The following is a 26,743-nucleotide window of genomic DNA, read 5'->3' on the forward strand; positions in this document are numbered from 1 at the left end:
GAAGCAGGCACCGGCCCGGACGGGCTTCCCTCGGGTCAGGCCAGCGCGGCCTCCGGCGAGGAGTCGGCGATCGACTCGGCGCCGGTGTCGGGCAGCGCGAGCGTGCAGAGCAGGCTCACCACCGACAGGCCGGCGAGCAGGAGGCCGATCGCGAAGCTGGAGGCGAAGCTCGCGACCAGCGCCGTGGCGATCAGCGGGACGACGCCGCCGCCGAGGACGCCGGCGAGGTTGTAGGCCATCCCCGCGCCGGTGTAGCGGTAGCGCGTCGGGAAGAGCTCCGGCAGCTGCGCCCCCTGGGGCCCGTAGGCGATGCCGACGACGCCGAGCACCACCGCGAGCCCGAGGCCGAACGACCAGCCCGTCCCGATGTCGAGGATCGGGAACGCGATGAGACCACCGACGACGGCCAGCCCGTTGCCGATGATGATCATCTTCCGGCGGCCCACGGTGTCGGAGAGGATCGCGCCGCCGATCGTCGTCGCGGCGAACACCAGGCCGCCGACGATGCCCATCGCGAGCACCGTGGTGCGCGGCAGCTCGAGCTCCTGCGTGCCGTAGGTCGTCAGGTACGTGACGCCGATGTAGAAGAACGCGAACACCGCCATCGTCGAGCCGGCGCCGAGCAGGACCTCCTTCGTCTGGCTGCGCAGCACCGCGGCCACCGGCATCGAGGTGTCGACGGGGTTGGCCTTACGGTGCGACGAGAACGACGCCGTCTCGGTGATCGCCAGGCGCACGTAGAGCCCGACCGCGACGAGCACGACGCTCGCGATGAACGGCACCCGCCAGCCCCAGGCCAGGAACGCCTCGTTGCTCATGGTCAGCGCGGTGACGAGGAACGTGGCGCTGGCCAGCGCGAACGCCAGCGACGGGCCGAGCTGGGGGAAGAGCGCGTACTTGCCGCGCGTCTTCGCCGGGGAGTTCTCCGCGGTGAGCAGCGTGGCGCCGGCCCACTCGCCGCCGACCGCGAGGCCCTGCAGGATCCGCAGCAGCACGAGCAGGATCGGGGCGAGCACCCCGATCGCGCCGGTGGTGGGCAGCAGGCCGATGGCCAGCGTCGAGAGGCCCATGAGCAGCAGCGTCGTCACCAGCGTCCGCTTGCGGCCGAGGCGGTCGCCGAAGTGCCCGAACAGCACCGACCCGAACGGCCGCGCGACGAACGCCACGCCGAAGGTCGCCAGCGCGAGGGCGGTCCCCGCCGCGGCCCCGAGCGACGGGAAGAAGACCTTGTTGAACACGAGCGCGGCGGCGGTGCCGTAGATGAAGAAGTCGTAGAACTCGATGACGGTGCCGGTCATGCTCGCGATCGCGATGCGGCGCATCGGCGGTGGCGCGCTGCTCGTCATCGACGCGTCGCTGCTGCTCACGGAGCCTCCTGAACATTCGTACGGGCACACGGAGTGTCCGGTTCAGGACAGCTTGTCGTCTGTATCACACACTACAGACCTACGGTGTCGCGATGTGCTTGCCGACGGTGTGCCGAGGGTAGGCGGAAGCATGACCATCCTGGTCGCGGTCACCGACGACCCCCAGGGCGCCGCCGCGCTCGAGACCGCCCGGGCCGAGGGAGCGCGCCGGCGCGCCGAGGTCGTGGCGCTCAACCTCGGCGCGGGCCCGCTGACGGCCCCCGAGGGGGTGACGGTCGTCGACCGCCTCCTCGGCGTGGAGGACGGTGACGCGGTGCTCGAGCGCCTGGAGGCCGACGCCGACGTCGACCTGCTCGTCGTCGGCGTGCGCCGTCGCTCCCCGATCGGCAAGGCCATCCTCGGCGACGTGGTGCAGCGGCTGCTGCTCGAGGCCGACGTGCCGGTGCTGGCCGTCAAGGCGCCCTAGCGGCGCGCCCCGGCGTGGTGGATGTCGCCGACCAGCGCGGCCAGCACGTCGTCGAGCGCCACCGCCCGGTCCGGCTCGGCGCCACCCTCGCCGATCAGCACGAGGTGGGACCCGGTGCGCCGCATCTCGGCCAGCCCGTCGGCCAGCGAGGTGCCCGCGTCGAGCGTGGCCAGCGGGCGCACGAGGCGGTCCGGGACCGGGCGGTCGCGCGGCGGGGCCGGCGGTCCGAGCAGGTCCTTGACGTGCACGTAGCCGTGCCAGCCGCGCTCGTCGCGCAGCGGCAGGCGCGAGAACCCGCGGGCGTGGGCGAGCGCCTCGAGGTCGGCGACGGTGGCGTCCGGGCGGGCGGTGACGACGTCGTCGACGGCGACCCCGCCGAGCGTCGCCTCCGAGAACCCGAGCGCACCGTGCACGAGCGCCGCCTCGTCGCGGTCGAGCAGACCGTGGGCCCGCGACTGCTCCACGAGGTCGGCGACCTCGTCACGGCTGAACGCGCTGGCCATCTCGTCGCGGGGCTCCACGCGCATGGCGCGCAGCGTGACGTTCGCCAGGCCGTTGAGCACCCAGAGGAACGGGCGCAGCACGGTCACGATCGCCACCAGCGGCGGGGTGAGCACCATCGCGGCGCGGTCCGGGCGGGCCAGCGCGATGTTCTTCGGCACCATCTCGCCGACCGTGACGTGCAGGAACACCACGATGAGCAGCGCGATCGCGAACGCCACCGGGTGTACTGCGGCCTCGGGCAGGCCGAGGGCGGAGAACGCCGGCTCGATGGCCGCGGCCACCGCGGGCTCGCCCAGGGCGCCGAGGCCCAGCGAGCAGATCGTGATGCCCAGCTGCGCGCCGGCCATCATCAGCGACACGTTCTCCATGGCCCGCACGGTGATGCGCGCGGCCCGTGACGTCGCCGCGCGCGGCTCGAGCGAGGCGCGGCGGGCGGAGATCAGCGCGAACTCCGCGCCGACGAAGAAGGCGTTGACCGCCAGCAGCACGACGGCGGTGGCGATCCCGGCCCCGACGCTCACGACGTCACCTCCAGCAGCACGGTCGTGACCCGCCAGCGCTCGGTGGCCTCGACGGTCAGGCGCACCGGCCGTTCCTCGACCTCGCCGAGCTCCTCGCCGTCGCGCGTCGCGGTGACGGTCACGGTGTCGCCCTCGGCGGGCACGCGGCCGAGGTGCTCGGCGAGCAGGCCGGCGAGGGTGTCGTACTCGGGCGAGGAGGGCAGCGTCCAGCCGAGCAGCGCCGACGCCTCGTCGGGGCGCAGGCGGCCGTCGGCGCGCCACGCCCCGTCGGCGAGCCGCTCGCCGGGCGGGGTGCGGGGGTCGTGCTCGTCGCGGACGTCGCCGACGATCTCCTCGACGAGGTCCTCGAGCGTCACGAGGCCGGCGAGGTCGCCGTACTCGTCGACGACCAGTGCGAGCTGCACGTCGTGGGCGCGCAGCACGGTGAGCAGGCGGTCGAGGTCGACGGTCTCGGGGACGACCTCGACGGAGCGGGCCAGGGTGCCGACGGGGGTGCTCGCGCGGTCGGCGTCGGCGACACCGAGCGCGTCGCGGACCTGCACCACGCCGGGCTCGTCGCCCGTCACGGGGAAGCGTGACCGTCCCGTCGCGGCGGCCCGCTCGAGCATCGTGGCGACGGTGTCGGTGGGCGCGAGGGTCTCCATCGCACCGCGCGGGGTCATCACGTCGGCGGCGTGGCGCTCGGTGAACGCGAGCGTGCGCTGCACGAGCTCTGCGGTGTCGCCGGGCAGCGTGCCCTGGTCGGCCGAGCGCCGGACCAGCGAGAACAGCTCCTCCGCCGAGCGCGCCGACGCGAGCTCCTCGGTGGGCTCCACGCCGACGGCGCGCACGAGCACGTTCGAGGTGTTGTTGAGCAGCAGCACCAGGGGGCGCGTGACGGTGGTGAACCCGCGCATCAGGCCCTGCACGGCGCGCGAGGTGCGCAGCGGCTGGGAGATCGCGAGGTTCTTCGGCACGAGCTCGCCGAAGATCATCGTCAGGGCCGTCGAGAGCACCAGGGCGACGGTCAGCGACACCGCCGACGCCGCGCCCTCGGGCAGCCCGAGCGACGTCAGCGGCGGGGTGATCAGGCGCGCGATCGCGGGCTCGGCCAGGAAGCCGATCGCGAGGTTGGTGACGGTGATGCCGAGCTGGGCGGCGGAGAGCTGCGTCGAGAGCGAGCGCAGCGCGGACAGGACGCCGCGGGCCCGGCGGTCGGTCTCGGCCTCGCGCTCGACCGTCGCGCGGTCGACACCCACGAACGCGAACTCGGCGGCGACGAACACGCCGCACGCGAGGACGAGCAGCGCCGCCGCGAGGAGCAGGAGGATCTCGGTCACGGGCGCGCCCCGGGGGCGGTCCGTCGGTGTCGTCGCCGGCGGCGGCGTCTCATGATCTCCTCGTCGAGGTGGGCGAACCGGTCACCCGCGACAACGGGCCGCGTCGCGCGCGAGTTCCCGGTGTGACCACGATCGGGTTACTGGCTGGTATCTCTCGCTGGGCGAGAGATACCAGCCAGTAATCGCGGATCAGGTGCGCGTGATGCCGTCCCGTGTCCCACGATCGGGTCGTGCGCTCCCCGGCCCTCCGCCTCACCGTCGCCGGCGCCGCGGTCGTGGGCGTCGCCTACGGCATGGGCCGCTACGCGTTCGGGCTGACGCTGCCGTCGCTGCGCGGCGACCCGTCGCTGTCGGCCGGCGGCCTGGACGACGCGGTCCTGGGGCTCATCGCCTCCGGGTCCTTCGCCGGCTACCTGGCCGGGCTGCTCCTCGCGCCCGTCGTCGGGCGCCGGTGCGGACCGCGCTCGCCGACGACCGTCGGGAGCGCGTGCGGGCTGGTCGGCGGGGCGCTGGCCGCCGCGGCGACGTCACCGCTCGTGCTCGCGGTCGGCGTCGTGCTGGCGGGCAGCGCCGCGGGCTGGGTGTGGGCGGCGTACTCGGACCTCGCGGCGGCGGTCGTCGACGCCCCGGCGCGCCCGCGGACGCTGGCGGTCATCAGCACCGGGACCAGCGCGGGGCTCGTGGTGTCGGGGATCGTCGGGCTGGCCGCGATCGGCGTCCCGGGCTGGCGCCTGGTGTGGGTGGCGATCGGGCTCGCCTCCGCTGCGACGGGGCTGCTCAACCTGCGCTTCACGCCCCGGGTGCCGCCCGCGCCCGTCGGGCGGACCGGCCGGATCGCGCTGCCGGGGCTCGCGGTGCCGATCGTCTACTCAATCGCCTTCCACGTCGGCGTGACGACGTTCTTCACCTGGGCGGCCGACATGCTGCGCCGCGCGGCGCTGGCCCCGGGCTGGGCGCCGACGCTCTACGCCCTGGTCGGCGTGGTCGGTCTCGTCGGGCTCGGCATCGGCGGCTGGTGCGCGCGGTTCGGCACCGTCCGGGTCGCCGCAGCCTGCCTGCTCTTCCTGGCCGCGTCGCTGCTGGTGCTCGGCACCGGCGCGGGCTCGGGGGTGGTCGCGCTCGTCGCCGCGGCGATCTACGCGCCGGGGACATGGGCGGGGCGGCCGTGCTCGCCGTCTGGACCGCCGAGATCGCCCCGGACCGCTCCGGCGAGGCGCTGACGGTCGTCGTCGCCGTCGGGGCGACCGCGGCGGTCGTGGCGCCGGTGGTGGTGGGCCTGCTGCTCGGGGTCGTCAGCCTCACCGCGGTCCTCGTCGGGCTCGCCGTGCTCCTCGTGGCGGCGGCCGGGGTCCTCATGGCTCGAACCGGTACCCCCGCCCCGCCTCCGTGACGAGGTGCCGCGGCCGCGAGGGGTCGGGCTCGAGCTTGCGGCGCAGGTGCGCGAGGTAGACGCGCAGGTAGTGGCCCTCGGTGCCGTAGGCGGGCCCCCACACCTCGCGCAGCAGCTGCTGCTGGGTGACGAGCATCCCGGGGTGGCGGGCGAGGTGCTCGAGCACGCCCCACTCGGTGGGGGACAGGTGGACCTCGGCGCCGTCGCGCACGACCTTCTTCGCGACCAGGTCGACGGTGAAGCTCGCGGTCTCCACCACCGGCGTGCCGTCCGGGGTGACGACCGCGCCCCGGCGCACCGCGGCCCGCAGCCGGGCCAGCAGCTCCGGGACGCCGAAGGGCTTGGTGACGTAGTCGTCGGCGCCCGCGTCCAGCGCGGCGATCTTGTCGGCGGAGTCGGTGCGCGCCGAGAGCACGATCACCGGGACCGCGGTCCACCCGCGCAGCCCCTCGAGGACCTCGAGGCCGGGCACGTCGGGCAGCCCGAGGTCGAGGATCACCACGTCGGGCGGCGGGTGGTCGGCGGCCGCGCGCAGGGCCGCGGCCCCGTCGGCGGCGAGCACGACGTCGTGGCCGTGGGCGGACAGGTTGATCCGCAGCGTGCGGCGCAGGTGGGGGTCGTCGTCGACGACGAGGACGCGGCTCACGGCACCAGCGCCGCCCGGGCGGCTGCCGGCAGCGCCAGCACCATCGTCAGCCCGCCGCCCGGGGTGTCCTCGGCGTCGAGCGTGCCGCCCATCGCCGTGGTGAACCCCCGCGCCACGTGCAGCCCGAGCCCCACGCCGGTGGCGGCGCGGCGGTCGCCGAGCTGCTGGAACGGCGCGAACAGGCGGTCGCGCTGCTTGCGGGGCACGCCCGGGCCCCGGTCGACGACGCGCAGCTCGACGCGGTCGCCGTAGGCGCTGGCGCGCACCGCGACCGGCCCCTCGCCCCCGTGGCGCAGCGCGTTGTCGACGAGGTTCGCGACGACGCGCTCCGCGAGCCCGGCGTCGGCGAGCACGTCGGGCAGGTCCTCGGCGACCTCGACAGCCACCCGGTGGGCGTCCCCGTGCCCGCCCGCGAGGGCCGCCGCGACGATCTCGTCGAGGCCGACCGGCGCGACCACGGGCGTCACGCCGCCGGCCGCGAGGCGCGAGGAGTCCAGGAGGTTGTCGACGAGCCCGGTGAGGCGGTCGGCGGACTCCTCGACGGTGGCGAGCAGCTCGGCGCGGTCACCGTCGGACATCGGCAGCAGGGGATCGCGCAGGCTGCCGGCCGCCGCCTTGATCGCGGTGAGCGGGGTGCGCAGGTCGTGCCCGACGGCCGAGAGCAGCGCCGTGCGCATGCCGGCCGCGTCGGCACGCCGCTGGGCGTCGGTGGCCTCGGCGGCCATGCGCCGGTTGCGCAGGGCGAGCAGCGCCTGGCCGCTGACCGTCGCGAACAGGGCGCTCTCCGGCGCGGTCAGCGTGCGCCCGGTGCCGACGAGGTGCACGCCCTCGTCGATCTCGACGTCGACGTCGGCCTCCGTGGGCCGCGCACACGGTGCCTCCCCGGTGCAGGCGGTGACGTCCCAGCTCGCGGTGCCGCGCTCCAGCACCGCCACCGTCGTCAGCCCGAAGGCCTCCCGCACGCGTTCCAGCAGCCTGGGCAGCGGGTCCGAGCGCGAGAGCACGACGCGGGCGAACGACGTCAGCAACGTCGCCTCGGCGCGTGCCGTCGCCGCCTGGGTGGCGCGTCGATCGGCACGGTCGACGACGGCGGCGACGAGCAGCGCGACCACGACCATCGCCCCGATCGCGAAGGCGTTCTCGGGCTCCTGGACCGAGAGCGTGTAGAGCGGCGGGGTCAGGAACACGTTGAGCAGCAGGCCCCCGCCGAGCGCGGCGACGAGCGCGGGGGCGAGCCCGCCGATCATCGCCGTCACCACGGTGGCGAGGAAGAACAGCACGACGTCGGTGGACAGGTCGACCGACTCGCGCAGCACGACACCGACGACGGTCGCGAGCACCGGGAGGACCACCGCCGCCGGCCAGCCGAAGGCGTGCCGGCGGGCGGGCAGGGACATCCGCCGGCGCGGAGCGGGTCCGGCCTCGGCGTGGGTGACCAGGTGGACGTCGATGCTCCCCGAGCGGGCGATCGTGCGCGCCCCGATGCCGGGGTCGAACGCCCGTGCCCACCGCGAGCGCCGCGAGGTGCCGAGCACCAGCTGGGTCGCGTTCGCGGCGCGGGCGAAGTCGAGCAGCGCCGCGGGGACGTCGTCGCCGACCACGGTGTGGAACGACGCCCCCACGTCCTCGGCGAGACGCCGCAGCGGGACGCCCGAGCTGCCACCCACGAGCCCGTCGCCGCGCAGCACGTGGACGCAGACCAGGTCCGCCGACCCCGCGCGCCGGGCGATGCGGGCCGCGCGGCGCAGGACCGTCGCGCTCTCCGGGCCGCCGGTGACCGCGACGACCACCCGCTCGCGCGCCTCCCAGACCTCCTCGGTGCCCTCGTCCTGGCGGTGGCGCTGCAGGGCGACGTCGACCTGGTCCGCGACCCACAGCAGCGCGAGCTCGCGCAGGGCGATGAGGTTGCCGGTGCGGAAGTAGTTCGCGAGCGAGGCGTCGATCTTCTCGGGCCGGTAGATGTTCCCGTGCGCCATCCGCCGGCGCAGGGCCTCGGGCGTGATGTCGACCAGCTCGATCTGGTCGGCGGCGCGCACCACCGCGTCCGGGACGGTCTCGCGCTGGCGCACGCCGGTGATCCGCTCGACGACGTCGCCGAGGGACTCGAGATGCTGGACGTTGACCGTGGAGATCACGTCGATCCCGGCGGCGAGGAGCTCCTCGACGTCCTGGAAGCGCTTCGCGTGCCGGGAGCCGGGCGCGCACGAGTGCGCGAGCTCGTCGACCACGCACACCTCGGGCGCGCGGGCGAGGACGGCGTCGACGTCGAGCTCGGTGAGCTCGGTGCCGCGGTGGTCGAGGACCTTGCGGGGCAGCACCTCGAGGCCCTCGAGCAGCTCGGCCGTGCGGGCCCGGCCGTGGGTCTCGACGAGCCCGACGACGACGTCCGTGCCGCGGTCGAGACGTCGGTGCGCCTCGTTCAGCGCGGCGAAGGTCTTGCCGACGCCCGGCGCCGCGCCGAGGTGGATGCGCAGCTCACCCCGTCCTCCGGTCACCTCGTCATCCTGCACCGAGTGAGGCGTTGAGCTCCGGCACGTTCACCCGCGGCTCACCCAGGAACCCGAGCGTCCGTCCCTCGGTGGCGCCGGCGACCAGCGCCCGCACGCGGTCCTCCGGCAGCCCAGTCACGCGGGCGACTCGCGGCACCTGTTGCGCGGCGTACTCCGGGCTGATCTGCGGGTCCAGCCCGGAGGCCGACGCGGTGAGCGCGTCCGGCGGGATCGACGCCGGGTCGACGCCGTCGCGGGTGGCGATCGCCGCCCGGCGCTCCTCGACGGTCCGTGCGAGATCCGCCGAGGACGGGCCGAGGTTCGAGCCACCCGAGACCGTCGGGGCGGCCGCCGCCGAGGGACGCGTGTGGAACCACGGGTCGGCGGCGGGGTCGGCGGGGACGGGGTCGACGCCGATCAGCGACGAGGTGCCGCTCGGCGTCACCGAGCCCTCGGCGTTCCCGTGCAGTCCCGGCAGGCGGGAGACGCCCCAGACGACGGCCGGGTAGACGACGCCGAGGAGCACGGTGAGCACGAGGAGGACCCGGACCGCGGCGCCGAGCTGACGCCGTACCCCGCGCGCGGTGACCTCCTCCTCGGTGGACGTGTGCTCCGGCTCGAGAACAGTGGTCATGATCAGCCGATCCCCGGCACGAGCCGGACGACGAGGTCGATGAGGACGATGCCGACGAACGGGACGACGACGCCGCCGAGCCCGTAGACGAGCAGGTTGCGCCGCAGCAGCCGGTCGGAGGACGAGGGGCGGAAGCGCACGCCGCGCAGGGCGAGCGGGATCAGCGCGACGATGACCAGGGCGTTGAAGATGACCGCCGAGAGGATCGCCGACCGCGGAGTGGCCAGCTGCATGACGTTCAGCGCGGCGAGCTGCGGGAAGATCGTCAGGAACATCGCGGGCAGGATCGCGAAGTACTTGGCGAGGTCGTTGGCCAGCGAGAACGTGGTCAGCGCGCCCCGGGTGATGAGCATCTGCTTGCCCACCTCGACCACCCCGATGAGCTTGGTGGGGTCCGAGTCGAGGTCGACCATGTTGCCGGCCTCCTTGGCCGCGGCCGTGCCCGAGTTCATGGCGACGCCGACGTCGGCCTGCGCGAGGGCGGGTGCGTCGTTGGTGCCGTCGCCGGTCATGGCGACGAGGCGCCCGCCGGCCTGCTCCTCGCGGATGAGCGCGAGCTTGTCCTCCGGGGTCGCCTCGGCGAGGACGTCGTCGACACCGGACTCGGCGGCGATCGCGCGCGCCGTCACCGGGTTGTCGCCGGTGATCATGACGGTCCGGATGCCCATGGTGCGCAGCTCGGCGAACCGCTCCGCGATCCCGGGCTTCACGACGTCCGAGAGCTCGACGACCCCCAGCGCGCCCCTATGTGAGCGAACTTCGGGGCTATAGCCCCGAAGTTCGCTCACATGGGAGGCGACTACCAACGGAGTGCCGCCGCGCTCGGCGATCTCCGTGGCGATCGCCTCGAGACGGGCGCGGTCGGTGTCGTCCCCGAGCCAGGCGAGGACCGCCGACGTGGCGCCCTTGCGCACCTCGCGACCGTCGACGTTCACCCCCGACATCCGGGTCGTCGCGCTGAACGGCACGAACTCGGCGGCCGCCTCGTCCGCGGTGGCCTCCGGCAGGATTCCGTGGTCGCGCGCGACGAGCTCGACGATCGAGCGCCCCTCCGGCGTGGTGTCCGCGAGGCTCGCGAGCCGGGCGGCCTCGGCCAGCCGGCGCACGTCGACCCCGGGCAGCGGGTGCAGCGCGGTCGCCCGGCGGTTGCCGTAGGTGATCGTGCCGGTCTTGTCGAGCAGCAGCGTCGACACGTCGCCGGCGGCCTCGACCGCGCGGCCCGACGTGGCGAGCACGTTGCGCTGCACCAGCCGGTCCATGCCGGCGATGCCGATGGCAGAGAGCAGCGCGCCGATCGTCGTCGGGATGAGGCACACGAGCAGGGCCACCAGCACCACGAGCGACTGCGCCCCGCCCGAGTACGTCGCCATCGGCTGCAGCGACACCACCGCGAGCAGGAAGACGATCGTCAGCGCCGAGAGCAGGATCGTCAGGGCGATCTCGTTCGGCGTCTTCTGCCGCTGCGCGCCCTCGACCAGCGCGATCATCCGGTCGACGAACGACTCCCCAGGCGCCGCGGTGATCCGCACGACGATCCGGTCCGACAGCACGGTCGTGCCGCCCGTGACCGACGAGAAGTCCCCGCCGGACTCGCGCACCACGGGCGCCGACTCGCCGGTGATCGCCGACTCGTCGACGGTCGCGATGCCCTCGACGATCTCGCCGTCCCCCGGGACGGTCTGCCCGGCCTCGACGACGACGAGGTCGTCGACGCGCAGGTCGGTGGCCGCGACCGTCGAGCCGTCCGGACGGCACGCGACCGTGTCCGTGCGCGTCGCCCGCAGCGCGTCCGCCTGGGCCCGCCCGCGACCCTCGGCGACGGCCTCGGCGAGGTTCGCGAACACGACGGTGAACCACAGCCACACCGCGATCGACCAGGCGAACACGCTCGGGTCGACGACCGCCGCCACGGTGACGACGACCGAGCCGACCCACACCACGAACATGACGGGGTTCTGCACCTGGTGGCGCGGGTCGAGCTTGCGCAGTGCGGTGGGCAGCGACTCGAGCAGCTGGGCGGGGCGGAAGGCGCCGGCCCCGACCGCTCGGGAGGTGGTCCGGGGACGTTCGAGGACGGCGGTCATGCCAGTCCCTCCGCGATCGGGCTCAGGGCCAGGGCCGGCAGGAAGGTGATCGCCGCGACCAGCACGATCGTGCCGGCGACGAGCACCGCGAACAGGGGAGTCCCGGTCGACAAGGTCCCGGGGCCGGGCTCGACCCGGGGCCGGCGGGCCAGCAGCCCGGCCAGGGCGAGCACCGCCACGATCGGCAGGAAGCGGCCGAGCAGCATCGCGGTCCCGAGGGCGGTCTGGAAGAAGCCGCTCGTGACGGTGAGGCCGCCGAACGCCGAGCCGTTGTTGTTCGCGGCCGACGCGAAGGCGTAGAGGACCTCCGAGAGCCCGTGCGGCCCGGCGTTGGTCATCGCGTCGCCGGTGCCCGGGAGCGCGATGGCCAGGCCGGTACCGAGCAGGACGAGCGCGGGCATCGTCAGCGTGACGACCACCGCGCACGTCACCTCGCGGCGCCCGAGGCGCTTGCCGAGGTACTCCGGCGTGCGGCCGACCATCAGCCCGGCGAGGAACACCGCGATGATCGCGACGACGAGGATCGAGTAGAGCCCGGTCCCGACCCCGCCCGGCGTCATCTCCGAGAACAGCATGTTCAGCAACGCCCCGCCCCCGCCGACGGCGGAGAAGCTGTCGTGCAGCGCGTTGACCGCGCCCGTCGACGTCCCGGTGGTCGAGTTCGCGAAGAGCGCCGAGCCCGGGACGCCGAAGCGCACCTCCTTGCCCTCGAGGTTGGCGCCGACGAACGACGCGCTGCGGGCCTCGGCGGTCCAGATCACCGCGAGCATCGCGGCCCAGAGCCCCGCCATGACCGCGAGCAGGGACACGCCCTGCCGGATCGAGCCGACCATCCGCCCGAACGTCCGGGTCATCGCGACCGGGACGACGAGCATCAGGAAGATCTCGAACAGGTTCGACAGGGGGGTCGGGTTCTCGAACGGGTGCGCGGAGTTGGCGTTGAGGACGCCGCCCCCGTTGGTACCGAGCTGCTTGATGGCCTCCTGCGAGGCCACCGGGGCGATGGCGCTCGGGCCGGCACCCGAGCGCAGGCTCATCACGACGCCCATGGCGACGAGCGCGACGGCGGCGACCGCGGCGATCGGCAGCAGGATCCGCGTGCAGCCGCGGACGATGTCGACCCACGCGTTGCCGAGCCGGTCGCTGCGGCTGCGGACGAACCCGCGGACCAGCGCCACCGCGACCGCCATGCCGACCGCCGCCGACACGAAGTTCTGCACGGTCAGCCCGGCCATCTGGACCGCGTGGCCCATGGTCGTCTCGGGGACGTAGGACTGCCAGTTGGTGTTGGTGACGAACGAGATCGCGGTGTTGAACGCGACCCCGGGCTCCACCGCCCCGCGGTCGAACGACCACGGCAGCAGCGTCTGGAGCCGCTGCAGCAGGTAGAGCAGCACGATGCCGGCGAACGAGAACGCGAGGACCGCGACGGCGTACGTGCTCGCCCGCTGCTCCGAGCGCGGGTCGACCCGGACCACGCGGTAGACCAGGCGCTCGACGCCCCAGTCCCGCTCGTCGGTGTAGACGCGCGCCATCCAGTCCCCGAGGGGGCGCCAGGCCGCCGCGAGCAGCAGGAGCAGGACCGCGACCTGCAGGAGCCCGGCCATCAGAACCGCTCCGGGCGCAGCAGCGTGATCACCAGGTAGATCAGCAGGCCGAGCGCGACCACGGCCCCCACGACGTTCGCGATCACAGCCGGTCCAGCCCGCGGACGGCGAGCAGGAGGACCGCGAAGACCGCGACCACCACGCCCGCGTAGAGGACGTCGAGCACCGGGGCTCCTCTGCGTCGAGCGCCGCCTCCGATGGCGGCGCGCCGATCACCGAGGCTGCGCCCGCCGGGGCGTCGGGAGGCCCGCGTTGACGCGTCGTTGACGCCGCCCGGCGGGGGTTTTCACGCCCTCGCGCCGCGGTGTGAGGCGGGCGACGCTTCCATGATCGCCCCTTCGAGGACGTCGGCCGTGCCAGGCGCGGGGCACGTCCTCGAATCGACGATCACCGCCTCGTCAGCGCCCGCAGTACCTCCATCGCGTCGTCGCGGCGCTCCCACGGCACGAAGAGGTGGTCGTGGTGGAAGCCCGCGACGGGGTTGGTGCCGATCCCGGCGTCGGCCAGCGCGCGGGTGATCACGGCGAGGAAGCCGACGGCGTCGAGCGCCGAGTGCACGCGCAGGGTGATGCCCGCGCAGGGGAACGCGCCCGCGAGCCCGTGCGCGGCGGCGTCGTCGGCCGTGACGATCGCGGAGAGCCCCTCGTCCTCGCGGATCGTGGCGAGCGGCTCCACGTCGCTCGGCGGATCGACGACGAAGACGTACCGCCGCGGGTGCAGGAGCGGCCCAATGCCGGCCAGCAGGCGCTCGAGATCGGTGTCGCCGGGCATGGGGTGATCGTCCCGCGGGACCCGTGCGCCCGGGTCCCGCGGTGCCCGTCAGACCCTCTGGACCTCGACGAAGTCGGCGTAGACGATCACGTTCGACAGGTACGACCGGGCGCCCCGGTCGTAGTCCCCGCCGCAGGTGATGAGCCGCAGCTGGGGGTTGGCGGTGTCGTTGTAGACCGCGTCGGTGGGGAACGAGTCCTTCGGGATCGTCTCCACCCGCGACACCTCGAACACGGCCCGCTGGCCGTCGGCGCGGTCGACGAACACCTGCGCGCCGGCGACGACGTCCTTCAGCTTCACGAAGATCCCCGGCTGCCCGCCGCCGTTGACGTGGCCGAGGATCACGCTCGGCCCGACCTCGCCGGGCGTCGGGCTCTGGTCGAACCACGACGCCTGCATCGGCTGGGACACCGGCGGTACCTCGAGGCTGTCGTCGGCCTGCAGGCCCGTCGGGACGAGCGACGACTCCGCGGAGATCGACGGCACCGTGACCTTCGTCGGAGCCGAGGCCGGCAGCGGGGGCGGCGAGTTCGGGCCCGACGACCCGGAGTTCGCCCCGGCTATCAGGGCGACGAGCACCAGCACCACGATCAGGAAGATCGAGATGTTGGTCATCGACGGCCCGGTCGTCTTCTTCGTGTCCGGATCCTTCTCGGCGACGGCCATCCTCAGTTGCCCGTGTCCACGCCGCCGGACGGGACGCGCTTGACCTGCGTCGCGCGGACCTCGCCCACGGGGCGGTGGTCGTACCAGTAGTGGCCGACCGAGTAGTTGTAGTAGCAGCTGACGCCGCCGTAGCTGCCGCGCGGGCCGCGGTAGCCGTCGTAGTCGTAGCCCGAGTCGTAGCCCTCGCCCCGGTCGGTGGTGGTGAGGCTGTTCGGGCCTTCGTCCAGGTCGGAGTCGTCGTCGCCCGATCCCGGAGCGGGGTCGTCGGCCCGGAGCTCCTGCACGCCGGAGTCACCGGGAGGTGTCGCCGGACCGGCGTCGCCGGAGTCCACCGGCGAGGACCCGGTGAGCGGCGAGGACGTCTGCCCGCCGCCATCCTGGAGCGTGTCGGACGGGGCCGAGACCGGCGGGAGCGTGATCGACGGGATCGTGATCGTCGGGCCACCCGGGATCGTGATCGGCGGCAGGCCCCCCGACGTGGTCGTCGTGGTCGTCGTGGTGGTGCTCGACGAGCTCGTGGGCGAGCTGGTCGGGTGGTCGTAGCGCGGGTGGTCGTAGGTCGTGACTTCCACGCAGGTGTTGTCCGTCGACGACGTCGCGGAGGCGGCTCCGACGCCGAGCGACCCGAGGAGCAGCACCCCCGCCCCGAGCACCAGGACCCGGTGGCCCATCGCTTGACTCGTCATGCCCTCTCTCCGTCCCCGGCCCTCGCCGGCCTGGTTCGTGCACGATGCGTCGCCCCGTCGACGATCACGTGTCGGTGGTCACCCGATTGGTGTTACTCACGGGAACACGTTGTGACAAGACCGTTAGCTTCGTGCGGATCCAGAGCAGGACGAGCTCGGCGCGGTGGGGCGGGAGGAACGCGAGGTACAGCACCACCATCGCGCTGCTGAAGAAGCCGACGGTGAGGGTCAGCTCGATCGAGAGGTGCAGCAGCACCCCGAGGGCGAGCACCCACGGTCGAGCGACGCGGTTCCACACCAGGATGCCGACGGCGATCTCGACCGCGAGCGTGCCGTAGGTCGCCGTCGTGGTGAGCAGCGGCGAGTCGGTGACGAACGACGGCACCTGGAGACGGCTGATCTCGCTCGCGCGCACGGCGTAGGAGACCGCGGAGCCGTCGCGCCAGAGGGTGCCGCCGAGCTTCTCCGCGGCGGTGGAGAGGTAGATGACGCTGAGCTGGATCTGCGCGAGACGCAACGCCCACGGTGCCCGTCGCGGGAAGCTCCACACGTTCCCCGGGTCGGCGCGCCACCGGTCGACCGACGCCGCCGACCCCGCGGGCATGAGGAGCAGGTAGAACGCGATGATCCGCATGAGTCCGTCGCCGGCGTTGAAGGCGAGCGAGCCCCAGCGGGTCACGGACAGCAGGACGACGAACACGACGAGCGCCGCGAGCCGGGTGCGGTACCCCACGGTGAGGGCGACGGCGCCGAGCAGCCCGGCGCCCCACAGCACCCAGATCGCGGGCGTGCCCTCGATCAGCGTGAACAACGACCACGCGCCGAACGGCAGCTCGCGCTCCGGCAGGACGCCACCGAGCCCGAAGAACGGCTCGAGGATCGGGACCAGCGACAGCATCCATGCCGTGACGAGCAGGCCGAAGGCGATGCGGAGGACCTCGACGGGCGCCGTCGACCGCGGGGCGAACCAGAAGCGGTTCCAGCCGTCGCCCAGCCGCGCCCGGAGCCGCGTCATCGTGCGACCGGAAGCGTGAAGAAGGGGGTCTCCCCGGGCGCGCCGGTGTCGGGACCGGGGCCCGCCGGGAGGTTCGGGACGGTGATGCGGACCAGCGTCACGCGGGTCGGCGCGTGCCCCGCGGCCCGGTCCTGGTCGGCGAACCACCGCGCGAACGCCACGCGCTCGTGCTCGGCCCCCCGCTTCGTCCAGAGCTGCTCGCCGTACTTGCGCCAGCGGTAGTCCCAGTACTCGGAGAGCCCGTCGCCACTGGCCAGCGGATAGACGCCGACGGTGCCGTCGGCGCGGTCGACGCGGGCGAGCACGTCGTTCGAGCTCCGCGGCGGGTTGGGCGCGAACACCCCCCACGACTGGTCGAGGCCGGTCACCAGCAGGTAGGGCTGGGTCAGGTCGAGCAGGGTGCTCTTGACGAGCGAGGGCGGGACGGTGCTCGCGACCATCCCGAGGAGGGTGAGCACGATCAGCACCGAGAGGCCGAGGCGCCTGCCCCGTCCCAGGGACTCCGCTTCCGGGGCGTCCCCCTCCCGGGTCGTCTCCATGGTCCCCCGACCTCTCCGCCACCGTGACTCCTGGGAGGGATCGGCGGAACTCGCTGAGCGTTACGGAGCAGGGATCGCAGGCCGCGTCGGACGTTCTCCCCGGGCGGACATCTCAGCGTTCGGTGAGGTATCTGACGGGCCCGCCACCTACGGTGTGCCCGTGACCGTGCTGCACGCCCCGCGACGGACGGCCGTCCTGCTCGCGCTGCTGGGCATGCTCGCGCTGCTGGCCGCGCCGGGGGCCCTCGCCCACGAGTCGACGCCCACCGGCGTCACCCGCCTCGAGCTCGACCTCGGCGCCCGGCAGCTCTCGCTGACGATCACCGCACCGCCCGAGGGCCAGGGCCGGATGCCGGTGGTGGTGCTCCCGCGCGGCGAGGCACCGCCCGGGGAGGTGCAGCTCGCGGCGGTGCGCCCGGGCGCCGCGCCGACGGACGCCGTCGCCGTGCCCGTCGCGCCGGTCGGGCAGCCGCACGAGGTCGTGCTCGCGACCGACGGACCCGGCGCGTGGGAGATCACCGTCGCCGACGGGACGACCGTCGCCCGCGTCCCGATCGTGCTCGCGGCGCCCGCCCCCACCCCGGGCTGGGTGTGGGCGGTCCGGGTCGGGGCCCTGGTCGGCGTCGTCGCGCTCGTCGTGGCGCTGACGCCGAGCGTGCGGCAGCGGCCGCGGGCCGCGGTGACGCTCGGCGTCGTCGCGCTGGTCGGGGTGACGGTGGCGGCCACGGCGATCGCGACGGCTCCCGCGACGCCCACGACACCGACGCCGGCCGCCGCACAGGCCCCGGTCCCCGCCCCTCCCGCGGGCGGACACGCGGGCCACGGCGGCGGGACCACGGCGGCGACCCCGACGACCGTGCCGGGCATGACGACGACCAGCGGCAGCGTCGTCGCCACGGCCCGCACGGCGACGCCGGCGGTGGCCGGTGCACCGACCGACCTCGAGCTCGACCTCACCGACTCCTCCACCGGCGCCGTGGTCGACGACCTCGCGGTCCACGACGACGCGTTGATCCACCTCGCCGTGATCGGGCCCGGCGGGACGCTCGACCACCTCCACCCGGTCCGGACCGGGCCCGGCCACTACGTCGTGCGCCTGACCCCGGGCGCCGCGGGCCGCTACGGCGTCTTCGCCGAGATGGAGCGCGCCGGCGACGGCGGGCACCAGGTGGCCCGCACGGCGATCGACGTCACGGGCCCGGCGACCCCCGCCGCCCCGGCACCCGGCCCGGGCGTCCGCGAGGTGGCGGGGATGCAGGTCGACGTCGCGGTGCCCGACGCCGTGGCGGGGCGTCCGACGACGATCACCGCGACGTTCGGCAGCGGCGGGCGGCAGGTGACCGACCTGCAGGGCTGGCTCGGCATGGCCGGCCACCTGATGCTGCTCGGGCCGGGTCTCGACGGGACGCCCGACCCGGTGGACCCGGCGTCGGCGTTCGGGCACGTCCACGACATGGGTCCGGCCGGCCCGTCGGGGACCTACGGGCCACGGATCACGTTCGAGCACACCTTCCCGTCGCCCGGCCGCCACCAGCTCTGGGTGCAGGTCCAGCGGGACTGGCAGATCGTCACCGTGCCGGTGACCGTCGACGTGGCGCCCGGGTCAGCCCCGACCCCGTGACGGCGGCCCGGCGAAGTGCCGGACGAGGCGGCGGTGGCGGTGGGCGAAGAACGCGGCGAGCACCGGCCGCAGGAGCGGGGCGATCCACGCCGGGGCCACGCGCGGCGCGAAGTCGACGCGGTCGGTGACCGTCGCGCCGCCGCCCGCGCCGGCCGTGACCGTCCGCTCGTGCCCCCACCGGCGCATCGTCGCCATCGTCGACTCCTCGCGGAAGCGCCGCCCCGGCTCGAGCTCGGTGATCACGAGGTCGTCGTACTCGAAAGGCACGACACCGCCGAGCCGCAGCCACGCGCGCCCCACCGGGACGCCGAGGGGCAGGCCGTCGATCGTGAGGTCCCCGGCGCCGCGGGGCGCCGACATCGTCAGCCACGGCCACATCTCGTCGTTGATGCCGTCCGGGCTCACCATACGGCGCCACACCGCGTCCGGGGGCGCCGCCACGTGCGACGTGCGGACGAAGCCCCAGGTGCGCGGCACGGGCGGGAGTCTGCCGGGACCGCGCGGCGTCGTCGCGCCGCGTGTGACGTGGGCAGCGGTGTGCGGGACGCGGGTGCCGCTCGTGAGAACGTGCCTCCCCGTGCGGACGGTGCAGGTGGTGGGGATCGGTCTGGGTGACCCGGGGCAGCTGACCCTCGACGCGGTCGAGGCGCTCGGCGGGGTGGACGTGGTGGTGCTGCTGCACAAGCCCGGTCCGGCGGACGAGCTGACGGCGATCCGCGCGAGGATCGTCGAGCGGTTCGCGCCGCAGGCCCGGGTCGTCGAACGCGACGACGCCGTGCGCGACCGGACGTCCCCCGACTACGAGGGCGCCACCGAGCGGTGGCGCGACGAGCGGGCCGCGCTCTACGAGCAGACGCTGCTCGACGAGGTGCCCGACGGCGGCTCGTGCGCCCTGCTCGTCTGGGGCGACCCCGCGATCTACGACGGCACCGTCGAGATGCTGCACCGCCTCGACGCCCGCGGCCGTGTCGCGCTCGACTGGCGCGTCGTGCCCGGGCTCGGGGCGCCGACAGTGCTGGCCGCGGCCCACCGCACGACGCTCACCCGGACCGCCCGCGCAGCCACGATCACCCCCGCCCGCCGGGTGCTCGACGACAGCGTCGACTCCGGCGAGGCCGACCTCGTCGTCATGCTCGACAGCCCGAAGGACCACGGGCTCGACCACCTGCCCGACGACGCGACCGTCTACTGGGGCGCCTACGTCGGCACGCCGGACGAGGTGCTGATCGCGGGGCGGGTGGGCGACGTCCGCGCCGAGATCCTGGCCGCCCGCGCCGAGCACCGCGAGCGCAAGGGCTGGCTGATGGACACCTACCTGGTCCGGCGTCGGTGAGCCTGGACGAGATCTACCGCGCCTACCTGACCTGCCTGGACGAGCGGCGCTTCGGCGACCTCGACCGCTACGTCCACGACACGATCACCTACAACGGCGCGGCGATGACGCGGGCGCGGTACGCCGGGCTGATCGCCGACGACGCGGCCGCGATCCCCGACCTCATGTTCGTCGTCGACCGGCTGGTGGTGGCGGGTGACGACGTGGCGGCGCGCCTGTGGTTCGACTGCACGCCGCGGGGTGGGTTCCGCGGCGTGCCGGTGAACGGGCGGCGCGTGGCGTTCGCCGAGCACGTGTTCTACCGCTTCGCCGAGGGGCGGATCGCGGAGGTGTGGTCGGTGATCGACGTCGAGGCGGTGCGGGAGCAGCTCGGGGCGTGATCGTGGTCGTCTAGACGGACCCGGCCTCGGCCTGCAACGACCGCAGGTTCCAGCGTCCCGAGCCACCGGTGAGCACCGCGAGGGTCAGGGGCGCGACGTCGACCCGCCAGGCCGCGTCGGGGCCGCCGGTGAGGGCGTGCGCGATCGCGGCGCGGATCACCGGCGGGTCGACGACGGCGAGGCCGACGCCCTTGTCGTCGCGCGGCAGCGCGTCCATCCACTCCCCGACGCGGGCGAGAAGTGTCGCCAGGGACTCGCCGCCCGGAGGCGCGGCGTCGGGGTCGGACAGCCAGGCCTGCAGGGCGGTCGGGTTGTCCGCGGCGAGGTCGGCGGGCGTGCGTCCGGCCCACGCCCCCGGGTTCGGCCCGGCGGGTGCCTCGCCGTCGATGCCGCGCCCGGGCAGCACGAGCGCCGCGGTCTCGCGGCACCGCGTCGAGGGCGCGCACCAGAGGTGGTCCGGCGCGGCCAGCTCCAGCGCCTCGGCCGTGCGGCGGCCACCGGTGTCGAGGGGCTCGTCGGCGGGGAAGCGCGCGCCCCGTGACGCGATGGTCCCGGCGTGGGCGAGGAGGTGCAGGCGCACGGGGGACTTTCTAACTGCTCGTCCGGCTCTCGCGCACGAGGGCGACGACGACGGCGAGCAGCGCCAGCCCGACGGTCGGGGCGACGATCGTCCACGGCGCGCGCTCCACGTAGTCGAGCGAGTCGGCGAGCACGGCGCCCCACTCCGGAGAGTCGGGGGCCGCGCCGAGGCCGAGGAAGCTCAGCGCGGCGATCCCGAGCGCGGCGTGCGGCACGCGGGCGAGTCCGTGGCGGGTCACCGGGCCGACCACCGCGGGCAGGACGTGGCGCCGCGCGATCCGCCACGGTGTCGCCCCGGCGAGCACCGCGGCCCGGACGTAGCCCGACGCGCGGGCCTCGGTGGCGAGGGTCCGGGCGTGCACCGCCAGCGGCACCCAGCCGACCGCGACGACGGCGATCGCCGCCCCGAGCAGCCCGGGGCCGGCGATCGCCGCGACGATGAGGCCCACGACCACCGGTGGCAGGGCGTTGACGACGTCCGCGGCGCCCGCCCGCGCCGAGCGGCCCCCGACCCCGACCAGCAGGCCGATCACGAGGCACAGCGCGGTCACGGCGACCGCGGTCCCAACGGTGAGCAGCGCCCCGTGGGCGATCCGCGCCCAGAGATCCCGGCCCACCGAGTCCGTCCCCAGCGGCGCCGTCCACGACGGCGGGACGAGGCGGCGATCGCTCGTGCCGGCGTCCCGCGGCAGACCGGTCACGACGACGACGGCGAGCGCGCCCGCGGCGGCCCAGGGTGCCCATCCCGCGGCTCGGCCGGTCGGCATCGGGACGCCGGTCGGCAGCTCCCCGCCGGTGCGGGCCGGTCCGAGCAGCGCGCGGTGCGCCAGCAGCCCGACCGCGCCGAGCGCGAGCCCGAGGAGCACGAGCAGCATCACGGCCGCCTGCGCGACCGGCAGGTCCTGGGCGAGCACGGCGTCGAGCGCCGTCGACCCGATGCCCGGGATGCCGAAGAGCTGCTCGACGGCGACGGCGCTGCCGAGCAGGCCGACGACGAGCAGCGCGATCTGCGGGGTGGCCGTGGCGACGGCCCGGCGCGCGACGCCGAGCGCGATCGTCCCGGGCGAGGTGCCCCACGAGCGCCATGTCCGGACCCAGGCCTCGGCCAGCGCCGACTCCGCGGCCGACGACAGCATCCGCGCCAGCAGCCCGCCCGCCGGCAGTCCCAGCGCGAGCGCGGGCAGGACGAGGTTGGCTGGCCCGGTGAACCCGGTGCTCGGGAGCAGGCCCCACCCGACCGCGACGACGGCCACGAGCACCGCGCCGAGCACGATCTCGGGCGCCGCGCCGAGCACGGACGCCGCGACCGCCCCGCTCCGCCCGGTGTCGGAGGCGCCGCGGCGGGCCGCCCGCCACACGCCGGGGGCGAGCAGGGCGAGGGCGGCGAGGGCCGCGACGACGACGGCGCCGACCGCCAGCGTCAGCGACACCCCGATCGCCGCGCCCACCGAGGGCCCGACCGGTGCGCGCGAGACCCACGACGTGCCCAGGTCGCCGGTCAGCACGCCGCCGAGCCAGCCGAGCGCCCCGGTGACGGGATCGGCGGGCAGGTCGAGCTCGGCGCGCAGGGCGTCGAGGGCGGCGGGGTCGACGCCCCGCTCGGGGTAGCGCACGCGCAGCACGCTCGCGGCCGGGTCCTCGTCCCACAGCCACGGCAGGGCGGCGACGACGACCGTCAGCACGAGCACGGCGACCGCGCCGGTGAGTAGCGGGAGGAACCGGCGGGCGGTGCTCACGCCTGCCTCTCGGCGTGTCGCGCGAGCGAGCTGGTGGCGTTTCTGACGCTCAACGTCAGCGTGGCCGCCAGGCTGGAACACGCGAGCCTCGTCATCCGCGGCGGGTCTCGTGCGTGACGAGGAACTGCTCGTCGGGGTCCTCGGCCACGCCGGTGACGCCGCCGCCGACCCCGACGCGGGCGCGCTCGGTGACGTGCGGGACGAGCGCGTCGGCCGCGAGCACCCGGGCCTCGACCTCCAGAGCGGCGCGCCGGCGGGCCTCGACGTCGCTGCTCTGCCCGGCGGTCGCGAGGAGGGCGTCGGTGGCGGGGTCGCAGTAGCGCGCCTGGTTGTAGCTGCCGGCGCAGGAGAAGTCGCTGGCCAGGTAGCCGACGGGGTCGCCGGTGTCGAGCTGCTGCGAGCGGCTGATGATCACCGCGTCGAACGCGCCGGTGCCCAGCTGCGCCTCGAACGCCGAGCTCTCCAGCACGGTGACGTCCACCGTGAAGCCGGCGCGGCGCAGCGCGTCGGCGTCGGCCGCGGCGATCTCGGGGAGCTCGGCGCGGTCGGAGTAGGTCGCGAGCCGGATCCGCTGGCCGGCGACGGGCCCGGGCGGGGTCACGGCGTGGGGCGGGCGCGCCCCCGGAGCAACAGCCCACGGCGTGGCCGGCCCGAAGAGCCCGGCCGCGGCGTCGGCGCGGCCCTCGTAGATCGTGCCGGCGACGTCGACCGGGCCGATCGCCGCGCGCACGGCGGCCCGCACGCCGGGGTCGGCGAACACCGGCGAGCGCTGGTCGAGGTAGACCGCGACGCTGCGCGGCAGCGGCACCCCGACGACCCGCTGCGGCGGGGTGATCGTCGGGACCTGCGAGACCGGGATCGCCTCGGCGACGTCGAGCTCGCCGGCGCGCAGGGCGTTGGCCCGCGCCGTGCCGTCGGCGAGGAAGCGGGCGTCGACGCCGGGCGCCGCCACCGGGCCGCGCCAGTGGGTGGGGTTCGCCGCCAGCGACGCGCCCGTCGAGCCGTCGACCCGCTCGAGCACGAACGGGCCGGTCCCGGCGCGCACCGGGCTCGGGCGGGTCGGGTCGGCGTAGGCGTTCGGCGCGAGGACCACCAGCTCGGGCGAGGCCAGGCGCTGGGGGAGCACCGGGTCGGGCACGGGGGTGGTGACGACGACGCCGTCCCCGTCCGCCCGCGCGGACAACGGAGCACCCGCCTCCGCGAGCGACGCCAGCGCCCGTGGCACCGGGGTCGCCGCGGCGGCGCGGTTGAGGCTGCCCGCGACCGCGTCGGGGGTCAGCGGCGAGCCGTCGTGGAACGTCACGCCGGGCCGCAGGGTGAAGCGCCACGTGCCCGGGTCGACCTGGGTCCACGCCGTGGCCAGCGCCGGGGTCGGCGTGCCGCCGACGAGGGTGACCAGCGGCTCGGTGACCCCGAGGCGCGTCGCGAGCGTCGCCTCGTTCCCGTACGGCGACAGGCCCGAGGTCGGCGGGAACGACAGGCCGACCCGCAGGCGGCCCTCGGCCGGATCACCCCCCGACCCGCTGAAGCAGCCCGCCAGGGCGAGGCCCAGCACGGCCAGGACGACCGCGAGACGGCGACTCATGCACGGTTCCTCTCGAACGACGACGCCAGCTCCGGCACGCGGCGCACGAGCACGCCCATGACGATCGCGCTGGCCAGGGGGAGGGCGGCCGTGACCGCCCAGGGCAGGGCGGGCGGGCCGCCGGCGTCCAGCACGGCGCCGAGCAGCGCGCTGCCGCCCAGCACGGCGACCCCGCCCGCGGAGGCGAGGACGCCGAAGTACGCGCCGAGCCGGCGCTCGCCCGCGATCCGCCCGACGGCGTCCTGCGCGACGGGCACGACCGTCATCTGCCCGAGCGTCAGCGTCACGACGAAGACGGCGGCGGGCACCGGGCCGGGCGCGTCGACCGCGACGAGCGCGGCCGTGGCGAGGAACGCCAGCGCGAGCACGGCGAAGCCGATCGGCAGCGCGCGGGTCCCCAGCCGGCGGCGCACGAGCCCGGCGAGCGGCAGCTGCCCCAGCACGACCATGACGGCGGACACGACGAACAGCCCGCCGAGGAGCCCGGCCAGCCCGACGCGGTCGAGCTCGACCGGCAGCGCCAGGTAGAGCTGGTTGTAGGAGAGCAGCCACGACGAGTACGCCGCGGCGAACGCGAGGAAGGCGCGGTTGCGCAGCACCTCGTCCCAGCCCGCGAGGATCGGCTCGCCCGCGTGCGCCGCGGGCTCGCGCGGCATCCCGCGGGCGAAGGCGACGAGGACGGCGACGAACACGCCGGCGGCGGCCAGCGTCGTCACGGAGAAGTCGACGGCCAGCAGCACCGAGCCCAGCACCGGTCCGACGACGATGCCGACCTCGCCCGCGACGCCGAGCATCGCGAACGCCTCGGCCCGGGTGGGGCCGTCCCGACGTTCCAGCTCACCGGCCCGCCGGGCCAGCTCGGCCTCCACCGCGGGCGAGAAGAGCGCCGCGGCGAACCCGGTGGCGACGGTCCCGGCGACCAGCAGCCCCGGCCCCTCGGCGAGCGCGAGGAGCAGGAACCCGGCGATGCGGACGACGAACCCGGTGAGCGCGACCGGCCGGGTGCCGAAGCGGTCGGCGAGCGCCCCGCCGAGGAAGAACAGCCCCTGCTGGCTGAACGTCCGCAGCCCGAGCAGCAGCCCGACGAGCGCGCCGCCGAACCCGAGGTCGCGCGTGAGGTGCAGCGCGAAGAACGGCAGCACCAGGTAGAAGCCGGTGTTGAAGGCGAGCTGGCCCAGCACGATCAGCCGCATCGGCCGCGGCAGCTCACCCAGGCGCCCGAGGACCGACCAGCGGCGCAGGAGGTCCCTCATCGCGCGCCCACCGGGAGCACCGCGTCGAGCAGGGTGCGGGTCGCGTCGGCGACGGGACGCGCGAAGACGTCGTCGACCGGGCCGGTCTCGACGACCCGTCCCGCGTCGAGGACGGCGACGTCGGCGCAGAGGCGCTGCGCGATCCCGAGGTCGTGGGTGACGAGCAGCAGCTGGGTCCCGGACGCGCGGGCCAGGTCGCCGACGAGCGTCACGAGGCGCCGCCGCGTCGTGGGGTCGACGGCGCTGAACGGCTCGTCGCCGACGAGCACGGCCGGGCGGGCGGCGAGCGCGCGGGCCAGGGCGATGCGCTGGCGCTCGCCGCCGGAGAACCCGGCGGGGCGGCGGTCGGCGACGGCCGGGTCGAGGCCGACGGCGTCGAGCAGCTCGGCGACCCGCGCCCCGTGGTTGCCCGGGACGGCCAGGCACTCGAGCGGCTCGCGGAGGCTCGCGCCGACGGGCAGGCGCGGGTCCAGCGAGCTGCCGGGGTCCTGGGCGACGACGCCGACGGCCCGGCGCAGCGCCCCGGGCGCCCGCGGCGTCACCGCGTCCCCGCGGAACGCGACCGTCCCCGCGTCGGGCGCCTCGAGGGCGAGCAGCAGGCGCAGCAACGTCGACTTGCCCGCCCCGGAGGCGCCGACGATCGCCAGGTCGCGCCCGGCCGGCACCGTCAGGTCGACGCCGTCGAGGGCCAGGCGCGGGACGCGGCGCCAGGGCCGGTCGCCCGGCACGGTGTAGCGGCGGGCGACCCCGTCGAGCACGAAGGTCGCGGTCACGCCCGCACCTCCGGCACCGACAGGCGCGCGGCGTCGACGAGCGCGCGGGTGACCTCGTGCTCGGGCGCGGCGAGGACCTCGGCCACCGGCCCGGACTCCACCACCCGGCCGCCGTCGAGCACCACGACCCGCTCGCAGACCGCCGCGAGCACCCCGAGGTCGTGGGTGACCATCAGCAGCGCGGTGCCCGACGCGACCAGCGACCGGTCGAGGTGGTCGAGCAGCGCGCGGGCGACGGGCGGGTCGAGGGCGGCGGTCGGTTCGTCGGCGACGAGCAGCCGCGGTCGGCAGGCGAGCGCGCCGGCGAGAGCGACCCGCTGGCGCTGCCCGCCCGAGAGCTGCGCGGGGCGGGCGCGGGCCAGCTCGGGCGGCAGGTCGACGTCGGTGAGCAGCTCAGCGACGCGGTCGCGGGCGGCGGCCCGGTCGAGGCCCTGGTGGCGGCGCAGGGGCATGGCGAGCTGGCGGCCGATCGTCAGCAGCGGGTGCAGCGCGACCGCGGAGTCCTGCGCGACGAGGGCGACGCCGCGTCCGCGGACCGCCGTCCCGATCGTTCCCACGAGCTCGGTGCCGTCGACCCGGACGTTCCCGCTCGCCGTGGTCCCGGGCGGCAGCAGGCCCGCGACGGCGGCCGCGGTGAGCGACTTCCCGGCCCCCGACGGTCCGACGACCCCCCAGCGCTCGCCGACGCCCACCGTCAGCGTCAGCCCGTCCACGAGCGTCCTACCGCCGGCGGCGATCCGGACATCGCGGACGTCGGCGACCGGTGCGGGGATCATCGG

27 protein-coding genes are annotated in these 26,743 nt (G+C 75.3%); 6 read left to right on the top strand and 21 right to left on the bottom strand.

Features of this window, described 5'->3' with window-relative positions; translation table 11 throughout:
* Positions 1-35: 35 nt before the first annotated feature.
* Positions 36-1,367 carry an MFS transporter gene (locus tag WCD41_RS00620; protein ID WP_337711431.1) on the bottom strand — a complete coding sequence of 444 codons (1,332 nt, stop codon included), beginning with the start codon at positions 1,365-1,367 and terminating at the stop codon, positions 36-38.
* 130 nt (positions 1,368-1,497) lie between these two features.
* On the opposite strand from WCD41_RS00620, the gene WCD41_RS00625 reads away from it, so the two are divergent.
* The gene (locus tag WCD41_RS00625) at positions 1,498-1,833 is read left to right on the top strand and encodes a universal stress protein (protein WP_337711432.1); all 336 of its coding nucleotides are present in this window, start codon (positions 1,498-1,500) and stop codon (positions 1,831-1,833) included.
* Here WCD41_RS00625 and WCD41_RS00630 read toward each other — a convergent pair.
* Together WCD41_RS00630 and WCD41_RS00635 are read right to left on the bottom strand one after the other, a co-directional pair.
* Positions 1,830-2,858: a hemolysin family protein gene (locus tag WCD41_RS00630; RefSeq protein ID WP_337711433.1), complete on the bottom strand. Its 1,029-nt coding sequence runs from the start codon at positions 2,856-2,858 to the stop codon at positions 1,830-1,832. The genes WCD41_RS00625 and WCD41_RS00630 overlap by 4 nt on opposite strands.
* The gene (locus tag WCD41_RS00635; protein WP_337711434.1) at positions 2,855-4,177 is read right to left on the bottom strand and encodes a hemolysin family protein; all 1,323 of its coding nucleotides are present in this window, start codon (positions 4,175-4,177) and stop codon (positions 2,855-2,857) included. The genes WCD41_RS00630 and WCD41_RS00635 overlap by 4 nt, the downstream gene beginning before the upstream one ends.
* Before the next feature lie 230 nt (positions 4,178-4,407).
* Here WCD41_RS00635 and WCD41_RS00640 point away from each other — a divergent pair, with 230 nt between their 5' ends.
* Both WCD41_RS00640 and WCD41_RS00645 read left to right on the top strand, forming a co-directional pair.
* Entirely contained in the window at positions 4,408-5,397 is a 990-nt protein-coding gene (locus WCD41_RS00640; protein WP_337711435.1) for an MFS transporter, read from the top strand.
* Positions 5,343-5,567, top strand: coding sequence for a hypothetical protein (locus WCD41_RS00645; protein ID WP_337711436.1), 225 nt, complete (start codon positions 5,343-5,345; stop codon positions 5,565-5,567). Before WCD41_RS00640 ends, WCD41_RS00645 begins: the two co-directional genes overlap by 55 nt.
* Here the strand turns inward: WCD41_RS00645 and WCD41_RS00650 are convergent.
* The 11 genes from WCD41_RS00650 to WCD41_RS00700 all read right to left on the bottom strand — a co-directional run bounded on the left by WCD41_RS00650 (position 5,530) and on the right by WCD41_RS00700 (position 16,704).
* Positions 5,530-6,213, bottom strand: coding sequence for a response regulator (locus WCD41_RS00650; RefSeq protein WP_337711437.1), 684 nt, complete (start codon positions 6,211-6,213; stop codon positions 5,530-5,532). The genes WCD41_RS00645 and WCD41_RS00650 overlap by 38 nt on opposite strands.
* Entirely contained in the window at positions 6,210-8,708 is a 2,499-nt protein-coding gene (locus WCD41_RS00655) for a sensor histidine kinase (RefSeq protein WP_337711438.1), read from the bottom strand. The genes WCD41_RS00650 and WCD41_RS00655 overlap by 4 nt, the downstream gene beginning before the upstream one ends.
* A 4-nt stretch (positions 8,709-8,712) precedes the next feature.
* Complete coding sequence (locus WCD41_RS00660) at positions 8,713-9,336, bottom strand: potassium-transporting ATPase subunit C (RefSeq protein WP_337711439.1); 624 nt, start codon at positions 9,334-9,336, stop codon at positions 8,713-8,715.
* Positions 9,337-9,338: 2 nt separating this feature from the next.
* Positions 9,339-11,420, bottom strand: a complete 2,082-nt coding sequence (kdpB, locus tag WCD41_RS00665) for a potassium-transporting ATPase subunit KdpB (protein ID WP_337711440.1) — start codon at positions 11,418-11,420, stop codon at positions 9,339-9,341.
* Positions 11,417-13,027 (bottom strand): potassium-transporting ATPase subunit KdpA, encoded by a 1,611-nt coding sequence (kdpA, locus tag WCD41_RS00670; protein WP_337711441.1) that lies wholly within the window; start codon positions 13,025-13,027, stop codon positions 11,417-11,419. The genes kdpB and kdpA overlap by 4 nt, the downstream gene beginning before the upstream one ends.
* Complete coding sequence (gene kdpF / locus WCD41_RS00675) at positions 13,027-13,113, bottom strand: K(+)-transporting ATPase subunit F (RefSeq protein WP_337712312.1); 87 nt, start codon at positions 13,111-13,113, stop codon at positions 13,027-13,029. The genes kdpA and kdpF overlap by 1 nt, the downstream gene beginning before the upstream one ends.
* Positions 13,114-13,414: 301 nt before the next feature.
* Positions 13,415-13,798: an ACT domain-containing protein gene (locus WCD41_RS00680; RefSeq protein WP_337711442.1), complete on the bottom strand. Its 384-nt coding sequence runs from the start codon at positions 13,796-13,798 to the stop codon at positions 13,415-13,417.
* A gap of 48 nt (positions 13,799-13,846) precedes the next feature.
* On the bottom strand, positions 13,847-14,413 hold the full coding sequence (locus WCD41_RS00685; RefSeq protein ID WP_507237349.1) for a class F sortase: 567 nt from the start codon (positions 14,411-14,413) through the stop codon (positions 13,847-13,849).
* Positions 14,414-14,466: 53 nt separating this feature from the next.
* Entirely contained in the window at positions 14,467-15,150 is a 684-nt protein-coding gene (locus WCD41_RS00690) for a hypothetical protein (RefSeq protein WP_337711444.1), read from the bottom strand.
* 64 nt (positions 15,151-15,214) lie between these two features.
* Positions 15,215-16,165: an HTTM domain-containing protein gene (locus WCD41_RS00695; protein ID WP_337711445.1), complete on the bottom strand. Its 951-nt coding sequence runs from the start codon at positions 16,163-16,165 to the stop codon at positions 15,215-15,217.
* Positions 16,162-16,704: a hypothetical protein gene (locus WCD41_RS00700; RefSeq protein ID WP_337711446.1), complete on the bottom strand. Its 543-nt coding sequence runs from the start codon at positions 16,702-16,704 to the stop codon at positions 16,162-16,164. Before WCD41_RS00700 ends, WCD41_RS00695 begins: the two co-directional genes overlap by 4 nt.
* 160 nt (positions 16,705-16,864) lie before the next feature.
* Here WCD41_RS00700 and WCD41_RS00705 point away from each other — a divergent pair, with 160 nt between their 5' ends.
* On the top strand, positions 16,865-18,325 hold the full coding sequence (locus tag WCD41_RS00705; RefSeq protein ID WP_337711447.1) for a DUF8832 domain-containing protein: 1,461 nt from the start codon (positions 16,865-16,867) through the stop codon (positions 18,323-18,325).
* Here the strand turns inward: WCD41_RS00705 and WCD41_RS00710 are convergent.
* On the bottom strand, positions 18,308-18,802 hold the full coding sequence (locus WCD41_RS00710; RefSeq protein WP_337711448.1) for an Rv1443c family protein: 495 nt from the start codon (positions 18,800-18,802) through the stop codon (positions 18,308-18,310). The two genes, WCD41_RS00705 and WCD41_RS00710, sit on opposite strands and share 18 nt — an antisense overlap.
* Before the next feature lie 100 nt (positions 18,803-18,902).
* On the opposite strand from WCD41_RS00710, the gene cobF reads away from it, so the two are divergent.
* Together cobF and WCD41_RS00720 are read left to right on the top strand one after the other, a co-directional pair.
* A complete protein-coding gene (gene cobF, locus WCD41_RS00715; RefSeq protein ID WP_337711449.1) occupies positions 18,903-19,658 on the top strand; it encodes a precorrin-6A synthase (deacetylating) in 756 nt (251 codons plus the stop codon).
* Positions 19,655-20,038: an ester cyclase gene (locus WCD41_RS00720; RefSeq protein ID WP_337711450.1), complete on the top strand. Its 384-nt coding sequence runs from the start codon at positions 19,655-19,657 to the stop codon at positions 20,036-20,038. Before cobF ends, WCD41_RS00720 begins: the two co-directional genes overlap by 4 nt.
* Positions 20,039-20,048: 10 nt before the next feature.
* Here WCD41_RS00720 and WCD41_RS00725 read toward each other — a convergent pair whose 3' ends face one another.
* From WCD41_RS00725 to WCD41_RS00750, 6 genes are all read right to left on the bottom strand, one after another.
* Positions 20,049-20,618, bottom strand: coding sequence for a histidine phosphatase family protein (locus WCD41_RS00725; RefSeq protein WP_337711451.1), 570 nt, complete (start codon positions 20,616-20,618; stop codon positions 20,049-20,051).
* A 10-nt stretch (positions 20,619-20,628) separates the two neighbouring features.
* Positions 20,629-22,353, bottom strand: a complete 1,725-nt coding sequence (locus tag WCD41_RS00730) for an ABC transporter permease subunit (protein WP_337711452.1) — start codon at positions 22,351-22,353, stop codon at positions 20,629-20,631.
* A gap of 91 nt (positions 22,354-22,444) precedes the next feature.
* A complete protein-coding gene (locus tag WCD41_RS00735; RefSeq protein ID WP_337711453.1) occupies positions 22,445-23,938 on the bottom strand; it encodes an ABC transporter substrate-binding protein in 1,494 nt (497 codons plus the stop codon).
* Positions 23,935-25,191, bottom strand: coding sequence for an MFS transporter (locus WCD41_RS00740; RefSeq protein ID WP_337711454.1), 1,257 nt, complete (start codon positions 25,189-25,191; stop codon positions 23,935-23,937). The genes WCD41_RS00735 and WCD41_RS00740 overlap by 4 nt, the downstream gene beginning before the upstream one ends.
* Positions 25,188-25,964, bottom strand: coding sequence for an ABC transporter ATP-binding protein (locus WCD41_RS00745; RefSeq protein WP_337711455.1), 777 nt, complete (start codon positions 25,962-25,964; stop codon positions 25,188-25,190). Before WCD41_RS00745 ends, WCD41_RS00740 begins: the two co-directional genes overlap by 4 nt.
* Complete coding sequence (locus WCD41_RS00750; RefSeq protein ID WP_337711457.1) at positions 25,961-26,740, bottom strand: ATP-binding cassette domain-containing protein; 780 nt, start codon at positions 26,738-26,740, stop codon at positions 25,961-25,963. The genes WCD41_RS00745 and WCD41_RS00750 overlap by 4 nt, the downstream gene beginning before the upstream one ends.
* Positions 26,741-26,743: the final 3 nt, after the last annotated feature.

Source organism: Actinomycetospora aeridis (assembly GCF_037400275.1).
GTDB classification, from domain to species: Bacteria; Actinomycetota; Actinomycetes; order Mycobacteriales; family Pseudonocardiaceae; genus Actinomycetospora; species Actinomycetospora aeridis.